This is a genomic window from Pseudomonas sp. (genome assembly GCF_030696055.1).
Taxonomy (GTDB): Bacteria; Pseudomonadota; Gammaproteobacteria; order Pseudomonadales; family Pseudomonadaceae; genus Aquipseudomonas.
The window spans coordinates 1-2,971 of record NZ_JAUYNP010000190.1; the positions used below are offsets into that span (position 1 = coordinate 1).

At 64.9% G+C, this 2,971-nt stretch carries 1 protein-coding gene; it reads left to right on the forward strand.

What is annotated here, in order from left to right; translation table 11 throughout:
- A partial coding sequence (gene uvrA, locus Q8Q83_RS11130; protein WP_305623700.1) for an excinuclease ABC subunit UvrA occupies positions 1 to 2,816 on the forward strand: 2,816 nt, incomplete at its 5' end.
- Between the last annotated feature and the right edge of the window lie 155 nt (positions 2,817 to 2,971).

Consider the following 2,971-nt stretch of genomic DNA (forward strand, 5'->3'; position numbering starts at 1 on the left):
GGGGTGCGCGCACCCATAACCTGAAAAACATCGACCTGACCCTGCCGCGCGACAAGCTGATCGTGATCACCGGCCTGTCCGGTTCCGGCAAGTCATCCCTGGCCTTCGACACCCTGTACGCCGAGGGCCAGCGCCGTTACGTCGAGTCGCTGTCGGCCTACGCCCGGCAGTTCCTGTCGATGATGGAAAAGCCCGATGTGGACACCATCGAAGGCCTGTCGCCGGCGATTTCCATCGAGCAGAAATCCACCTCGCACAACCCGCGCTCCACCGTCGGCACTATCACCGAGATCTACGACTACTTGCGCCTGCTCTATGCCCGCGCCGGTATTCCGCGCTGCCCGGACCACGACCTGCCGCTGGAGGCGCAAACCGTCAGCCAGATGGTCGACCAGGTGCTGGCCTTGCCGGAAGGCAGCAAGCTGATGCTGCTGGCGCCGGTGATCCGCGAGCGCAAGGGCGAGCACCTGGCGGTGTTCGACGAGCTGCGCGCCCAGGGCTTCGTGCGGGTACGGGTCAACGGCAAGATTTACGAGCTGGACGAGCTGCCCAAGCTGGATAAGCAGAAGAAGCACAGCATCGATGCCGTGGTCGACCGCTTCAAGGCCCGCGGCGACCTGCAGCAGCGCCTGGCCGAGTCCTTCGAGACCGCGCTCAAGCTGGCCGACGGCCTGGCCCTGATCGCTCCCATGGAACGAGAGGAAGGCGATGAAATCATCTTCTCCGCGCGCTTCGCCTGCCCGCTGTGCGGCCATTCGATCAGCGAGCTGGAGCCCAAGCTGTTCTCCTTCAACAACCCGGCCGGCGCCTGCCCGACCTGCGACGGCCTGGGGGTCAAGCAGTTCTTCGACACCAAGCGCCTGGTCAATGGCGAGCTGACCCTGGCCGAGGGCGCGATCCGCGGCTGGGACAGGCGCAACGTCTATTACTTCCAGATGCTCGGCTCACTGGCCGCGCATTACGGCTTCAGCCTGGAAATTCCTTTCGACGACCTCAGCGCCGAACACCAGAAGTGCATCCTGTTCGGCAGCGGCGCGCAGAACGTCGACTTCAAGTACCTGAACGACCGCGGCGACATCGTCAAGCGCTCGCACCCCTTCGAAGGCATAGTGCCGAACCTGGAGCGCCGTTACCGCGAGACCGAGTCCACCAGCGTGCGCGAGGAGCTGGCCAAGTTCCTCAGCACCCAGGCCTGCCAGGACTGCCGCGGCACCCGTCTGCGCCGCGAGGCGCGGCATGTGTGGGTCGGCGAGAAGACCCTGCCGGCGGTCACCGGCCTGCCGATCGGCGATGCCACCGAGTACTTCGGCAACCTGACATTGCCCGGGCGCCGCGGCGAGATCGCCGAGAAGATCCTCAAGGAAATCCGCGAGCGCCTGCAGTTCCTGGTCAACGTCGGCCTGGATTACCTGACCCTGGACCGCAGCGCCGACACATTGTCCGGCGGCGAGGCCCAGCGCATCCGCCTGGCCAGCCAGATCGGCGCCGGCCTGGTCGGGGTGATGTATATCCTCGACGAGCCCAGCATCGGCCTGCACCAGCGCGACAACGAGCGCCTGCTCGGCACCCTGCGCCACCTGCGCGATATCGGCAATACGGTGATAGTGGTGGAGCACGACGAAGACGCCATTCGCATGGCCGACTACGTGGTGGACATCGGCCCGGGTGCCGGCGTACATGGCGGGCAGATTGTCGCCCAGGGCACCGCGGCCGAGGTCATGGCCCACCCGGATTCGCTGACCGGTAAATACCTCTCCGGGCGAGTCAAGATCGCCGTACCGGCGCAGCGCACGCCACGGGACAAGAAGCTCTCGCTGAAGATCAAGGGCGCGCGCGGCAACAACCTGCGTAACGTCGACCTGGATATCCCGGTCGGCCTGCTGACCTGCGTGACCGGCGTGTCCGGTTCGGGCAAATCGACGTTGATCAACAACACCCTGTTCCCCCTCAGCGCCACCGCGCTGAACGGCGCCACCACCCTGGAAGCCGCCGCCCACGACAGCATCGACGGCCTGCAGCACCTGGACAAGGTGGTGGATATCGACCAGAGCCCGATCGGCCGCACCCCGCGCTCCAACCCGGCGACCTACACCGGGTTGTTCACCCCGATCCGCGAGCTGTTCGCCGGTGTGCCGGAGTCGCGTTCACGCGGTTACGGCCCGGGGCGCTTCAGTTTCAACGTCAAGGGCGGGCGCTGCGAGGCCTGCCAGGGCGACGGCCTGATCAAGGTGGAGATGCACGTCCTGCCGGACATCTACGTGCCTTGCGACGTGTGCAAGAGCAAGCGCTACAACCGCGAATCCCTGGAAGTGAAGTACAAGGGCAAGAACATCACCGAAGTGCTGGACATGACCATCGAGGAGGCGCGGCTGTTCTTCGACGCCGTGCCGGCCCTGGCGCGCAAGCTGCAGACCCTGATGGATGTCGGCCTGTCCTATATCAAGTTGGGGCAGTCGGCGACCACGCTGTCCGGCGGCGAGGCGCAGCGGGTCAAGCTGTCCCGCGAGCTGAGCAAGCGCGACACCGGCAAGACCCTGTATATCCTGGATGAGCCGACCACCGGCCTGCACTTCGCCGATATCCAGCAGTTGCTTGACGTGCTGCACCGCCTGCGCGACCACGGCAACACAGTGGTGGTGATCGAGCACAACCTGGACGTGATCAAGACCGCCGACTGGCTGGTCGATCTCGGCCCGGAAGGCGGCTCCAAGGGCGGCCAGATCATCGCCTGCGGCACCCCGGAGGAAGTCGCCGAGATGCCGCAATCCCATACCGGGCACTTCCTCAAGCCGTTGCTGGAGCGGGATCGCGCCTAATCCGCTCAGCCAATAAAAAGGCTATGTCCCAAGGCTGTGTTGCAAGGACTAAGCTTTATGGCAGGCATCCGCTCGTGAGGTCTGCCCATCATGGATACTCAAGCCTTTCACCACTGGCTGGCTCATGTGAGCCAACTCAGCGCCAAACAGAAATC